Source organism: Gemmatimonadota bacterium, from assembly GCA_026706345.1.
Lineage (GTDB): Bacteria > JAAXHH01 > JAAXHH01 > JAAXHH01 > JAAXHH01 > JAAXHH01.
Window position 1 is genome coordinate 1 of sequence record JAPOYX010000096.1, and the last position, 5,348, is coordinate 5,348.

4 protein-coding genes and 1 pseudogene are annotated in these 5,348 nt (G+C 62.0%); 4 read left to right on the top strand and 1 reads right to left on the bottom strand.

Features of this window, described 5'->3' with window-relative positions; translation table 11 throughout:
• Positions 1-442: 442 nt before the first annotated feature.
• From OXG98_06990 to OXG98_07005, 4 genes and pseudogenes are all read left to right on the top strand, one after another.
• A pseudogene (locus OXG98_06990) lies at positions 443-1,646 on the top strand (IS256 family transposase).
• Positions 1,647-1,982: 336 nt separating this feature from the next.
• On the top strand, positions 1,983-2,339 hold the full coding sequence (locus OXG98_06995) for a transposase (GenBank protein MCY3771749.1): 357 nt from the start codon (positions 1,983-1,985) through the stop codon (positions 2,337-2,339).
• Complete coding sequence (locus tag OXG98_07000) at positions 2,318-2,875, top strand: IS3 family transposase (GenBank protein MCY3771750.1); 558 nt, start codon at positions 2,318-2,320, stop codon at positions 2,873-2,875. The genes OXG98_06995 and OXG98_07000 overlap by 22 nt, the downstream gene beginning before the upstream one ends.
• Positions 2,875-3,126, top strand: a complete 252-nt coding sequence (locus tag OXG98_07005; protein ID MCY3771751.1) for an integrase core domain-containing protein — start codon at positions 2,875-2,877, stop codon at positions 3,124-3,126. The genes OXG98_07000 and OXG98_07005 overlap by 1 nt, the downstream gene beginning before the upstream one ends.
• 137 nt (positions 3,127-3,263) lie before the next feature.
• Here OXG98_07005 and ltrA read toward each other — a convergent pair whose 3' ends face one another.
• Positions 3,264-4,577, bottom strand: a complete 1,314-nt coding sequence (ltrA, locus tag OXG98_07010; GenBank protein MCY3771752.1) for a group II intron reverse transcriptase/maturase — start codon at positions 4,575-4,577, stop codon at positions 3,264-3,266.
• Between the last annotated feature and the right edge of the window lie 771 nt (positions 4,578-5,348).

Below are 5,348 nucleotides of genomic sequence, written 5' to 3' on the forward strand. Positions count from 1 at the left end.
GCTTAGGGTGTCAATCGCATCAACCCGGTGTCCCCCCGGCGGCGCACACGAAATCACCGCAATAGGTGGAAGGCGCTCGACGGCGGCCCGGAAGTGAATCCCCCGATGCATGGCGGCAGAAATGGCGGCACTAGCGGAGGCGCCTTGTTTGGGTTCGTATTTCACTTACTGACCTAGATTGGCTCTAAACGAGTGGCGCTCGCCACGTGGTTCCACCGCCATCGGCAGAATCGATATCTGGTAGCATCGCTGGATGATGCGGACCCACAAGGGCTCCTGCCACTGCGGACGCATTCGTTTCGAAGTCGATGCCGATCTCGATCACGTCCGATCAGATCGTGTCCCCGGGAGTGGTGTAGGAAGGGCTGAAGGCTAAAGGAGGCAGCCACCGTGAGTCTTGGTAAGTTTGGTTTTGCAGATCAAGCAAACCAGGAGCATCACGATGACTACCAACAAGCGCACTATGGCACTGACGGAGCTGGCTGAGAAGGGAGCCGACGTCGATCTATTGCGGGAGATGATTCAGTTCGTCGCCCAACGGCTGATGGACATGGACGTGGACACGCTGTGCGGGGCCGGCTATGGGGAACGCACCGCGGAGCGGATCAACCACCGCAACGGCTACCGGCCCCGATTGTGGGACACGCGGGCCGGATCGGTGGATCTTGAGATTCCGAGGCTGCGCAAGGGCAGCTATTTTCCTGGGTTTTTGCAGCCGCGGCGCACGGGCGAGAAGGCGCTGGTGGCGGTGATCCAGGAGGCGTACATCCAGGGGGGTCTCCACCCGCTCGGTGGACGAGCTGGTCAAGTCGTTCGGTATGACGGGCATCAGCAAGAGCCAGGTCTCAAGATTGTGCGAGCAGATCGACGAGCGGGTTGAGGCGTTTTTGAACCGCCCCATCGAGGGCGAGTGGCCGTACCTGTGGCTGGACGCCACGTACATCAGGACGCGCCAGGCCGGGCGTATCGTATCGGTGGCGGCGACCCTGGCGGTGGCGGTCAACGCCGAGGGGGTGCGGGAGATTCTGGGACTTCGCATCGGTGCGTCGGAGGCCGAGCCGTTCTGGACGGATTTTTTGCGCTCGCTCAGCGCTCGCGGTCTGCGCGGTGTGAAGCTGGTGATCGCCGATGCGCATCCGGGGCTGAAGTGTGCCGTGGCCAAGGTGCTGGGCGGCACGCTGCAGCGCTGCAAGGTGCATTTTCTGCGCAATGCGCTGGCGCATGCCGGCAAGGGGCAACGCCAGATGGTGCGCGCGCTGATCAACACCGCCTTCGCCCAGGAGAGCCCGGAGGCGGCCTCGGAGCAATGGCGCACGGTCACCGATCAGCTACGCGAGCGTTTTCCGAAGCTCGCCGCGATGATGGAGGAGGCCGAGAGCGAAGTGCTGGCGTACATGACCTTTCCCAAGGCACACCGCACGAAGATCCACAGTACCAACCCGCTCGAGCGGCTCAACGCGGAGGTCAAGCGCCGCACCAAGGTCGTGGGCATCTTTCCCAACGAGGCCGCCATCGTGCGGCTGGTCGGCGCGCTGCTGCTGGAGCAAAACGACGAGTGGCAGCTCAATCGCCGCTACATGCAGCTGGAAGGGCTGCGATCGCTGACGGGCCACTCCCCGGCACGACTCTCGGCAGTGGCGCAGTGAGCGTGACGCGCGCCTTGGGGTCGCGTTGCCCACCGCCTGCCCACCGGCGCCATGGGCTCATTGAGGGCCCGCGCCCGTGGGCAGGCCGTGGACAACGCGACCGATCCGCCCCTTGGTCTACACTACCGTTCACATGGGAGGGATCAGACTAAAAGAGTTCAGAAACCAAAACTGAACCCGGACTCACGGTTCGTACACCACCTCCGGGGACGCCACTATGGTCACCAGCTTCCTCATTGACAACTTTTGGTACATCGGATGGAGTGACCCCCATGGACTGGACCATTTGACGGCGTGATTTTGCCAGTAAGCTTACCGGGCCAGGAGGACATGACCATGGCCCGTCGTCATCGCAGTTACAGTCTTGAATTCAAACGCCAGGTGGCGCAGCAGTACCTGACCGGTGAGATTCCCCTTGCCCGTTTGGCGCGTGAGCACGACATCTCGCGCAACCTGATTCGGGTATGGATCGCCAAGTACGAGGCCGGAGAGCTCGATGATGAACAGGTGCAAGGGGAGTGGTTGGCGCAGTACCAAGCGAGGATCGCGGAGCTTGAGCGCAAGGTGGGCCAGTTGGTCATGGAGAACGACCTGCTGAAAAAAAACCGCCCGTCGGTCGAGCGGCCCAGCGGCGCGACATCTTCCATCGTGAGCGGCCCGACGGGATCTCGATCCGACGAGGTTGTCAGCTGATGAACCTTTCACGCAGCAGTTACTACTATCGGCCCAAGGCTTGCGGCAAGGACGATGAGGCGTTGATTGCACGGATCGAAGCGATCTGTGCGGAGTTTCCCCGGTACGGTTATCGGCGTGTCACGGCCCAGCTTCGTCACGAAGGCCGGCGGGTCAATCACAAGCGCGTCGCGCGCATCATGCGCGAGCGCAACCTGAGCGTGAAGCTGCGGCGCCAGGCGGTGCGTACCAGCGATGGCGGGTGCCGAGAGGCGGTGTTCCCCAACCTGGCCCGGGACTTCGTTCCCCGCGGTCCGAACCAACTGTGGGTCGGGGATATCAGCTTCATCCGCACGCGCCTGGCGTTCGTCTTTCTGGCGGTGATCCTGGACGCCTGGTCGCGGCGCGTGATCGGCTACGCCGTGTCACGTCAGATCGACACGCGACTGACGATCGCGGCGCTGCAGGCGGCATTGGAAGACCGCCGACCGCCACGCGGTTGCCTCCATCACACCGACCGAGGCAGCCAGTACCCTCGGCGACCTACCGCGCGTTGATGGCCGAGTGGGGCCTGCGCGGATCGATGAGCCGGCGTGGAAATCCCTACGACAATGCTCAATGCGAGAGCTTCATCAAGACGCTGAAGTGCGAAGAGGTGTATCTGAACGACTACGAGACCTTCCAGGATGTCGTGAATCGCTTACCGCGGTTCCTGGAAGAGGTCTACAACGAAAAACGGCTCCATTCGGCGCTGGGCTACCTCAGCCCGATGGATTTTGAGGCACGACATACTCGGCAAGTGGCCTAAATCCCGCCATGTCGTTGTCCAGTCGATGGGGGTCACTCCAACAACTGCCGAGTAGGCGGGGTCGTTACCGAGCCCCGCCCCTCGCAGACCCGAGCGTGCGCGATTGACGCACTCGGTTCCTCACATGGCAGGTTTGCTCAGGAGGCATAGATCGAGCGCACGACCCTGGCTGGCGGCAGAGGATATCGCTGGAGGAGTTCCGTCATGCGATCCCAGGTCACGCCCCGTTCGCGGTTGCGGCGCGTGAGCGCCCACCGCCAGTGACGGATGACCTGATAACGGAAACGATTGAGCTTCTTGCTGTTGCCCGTCAGACCGTAGTAGCCGCAGTGGCCCCGGATGACCCGAGCAAGGTGCTCTTGCTGCTCATCGAGCGGTTGGTGTCGGTTGGCTTTGCACCAATCGCGTACCGCCCTGAGCGCACGGGTGAAGCGGCCCTTGGCGGTGATCTGGCAAACGACAGTGTGGCCTCGCCTCGACCGTCCCCACAGGTGGGTAAAGCCGAGAAAGTCAAACGTCGTGTCCGGATCATGCCCGCGCGGGCGCTTCCGCCGGAAGTCCACGTAGCGGGTCTTGGTCTCATGGAGCTCCAGCCCATAGCGACCAAGACGTTTCCCCAGAACGTCAAGCATGCGCTTGCCGCTTTGAGCGTCCTCAAAGGCCATCACAAAATCATCGGCAAACCGCACCAGTTGGCACGATCCCCGCAAACGAGGCTTCGCCGTCCACTCGAACCACTCGTCCAGCACATGGTGCAGGAAAATGTTGGAGAGTATCGGGCTGATTACCCCGCCTTGAGGAGTGCCCACGCTGGACCGATGCAGACCCCCTTCTTCAAGTATCCCGGCGCTAAGCCATTTGTCGATCATGCGCCTGACGACGCCATCCTTGATCCGCAGATCGAGGAACGACCGCAGATGCCCGTGATCGATGCTGTCGAAATACTTCGAGATGTCGGCATCGATTACCCACCGGTGGCCTTGCCGCACGATGCCCGTGCGCAGTGCGTACAAGGCATCGTGGGCTGATCGCCCGGGTCGGAAGCCATACGAGCACGATAGAAAATCGGTCTCGTAGATCGGCTCCAATAGCATCAGGATCGCCCGCTGCGCCACCTTGTCTTTAAACGTCGGGATGCCCAAGGGTCGTTTCGTACCGTCCGCCTTCGGAATGTAATGCCGCCGGACCGGCGGCGCGATGTAGCTGCCCGACTCGATCCGGTTCAAAAGGCTTCCAAGGTTAGCCTCCAGCTCCTTCTCATAGTCCGCAGCCGTCACGCCGTCGATGCCTGCCGCACCGTCCTTGCGCGTCCGGCGATACGCCTCGACCATCCACTCGATGTCGATCAGATGATGCAGGGATGTGAACACCCGATCGGGATGTTTCCTCGCCTGCTCGGCTATCCACTGCTGTTTCGTGTACGTGTTTGTGGAACTCAGTGTTTCCTCCATCGTTTCCCATCAGTGGCTCTGTCCATGTGACGCCCCGCTTTCCTCCAGTCGGTCCCGATGGCCACGGTTCCCCGCCTTCAGCGGTACTATCAGGGCGCTACGACTTCCTGTTCCGCATGCCCTTCGGCTTATTGATTCGCCAGCCGGGTCCGTGGATGACTGCGCATTCGTGTCCGCCAAAGCGCTCCCGTTACCATGCAGTCTAGATAACGGGCCAGGGTCTTTATTGTTCACGCTGGCGGTCCCCTCTCCAGCAATCTCGCCCACGGGCAAGAACAGGATCTCCCAGGTTCCGTGGCACCCCATCCCGTGACTTTGCGTCGGTCTAAAGACCCCGGACGACCCTTGGCGCCTCACCGATAACGGCGCGTCCGGTGCTGTCCCCAGAATCCCCACACTGAAGACGTCATCGTTCGTAACTCTCGAGGCTCAATACGACGCTTCGCCACCCACTGTTTACGCTTCACGACGCACATTGCCATGCGCCATGCAAAACTCGCTTCCGGCTGGCGGGCTGCGCCTTTGCCGGGCGGGAGTCGAACCCGCTGGGGTGCGGCGAAAGGTTTTAGATCATCTCATCCTCCTTTCCACGACTTATCCTGGCGCAAGGGGAAAATTACTTCAGCATTGACACGCCGCCGGGAATCACCCAGGTCGAACCGTCCACGCGAGGCCGGTTCGACAACACGCGTGCAGCCGGCGGCGACAGCGGCACGGTGCGCGGACCCGTCTTGCTGTCCCTGAGCCGCAGCTCCCGGCGCTCCAGGTCCA

What these genes read in the sequence shown, in the direction of transcription:
- OXG98_07005 (MCY3771751.1), top strand. Translation starts at nt 2,875, where the DNA reads ATGGCCGAGTGGGGCCTGCGCGGATCGATGAGCCGGCGTGGAAATCCC.
- OXG98_06995 (MCY3771749.1), top strand. Translation starts at nt 1,983, where the DNA reads ATGGCCCGTCGTCATCGCAGTTACAGTCTTGAATTCAAACGCCAGGTG.
- ltrA (MCY3771752.1), bottom strand. Translation starts at nt 4,577, where the DNA reads ATGGAGGAAACACTGAGTTCCACAAACACGTACACGAAACAGCAGTGG.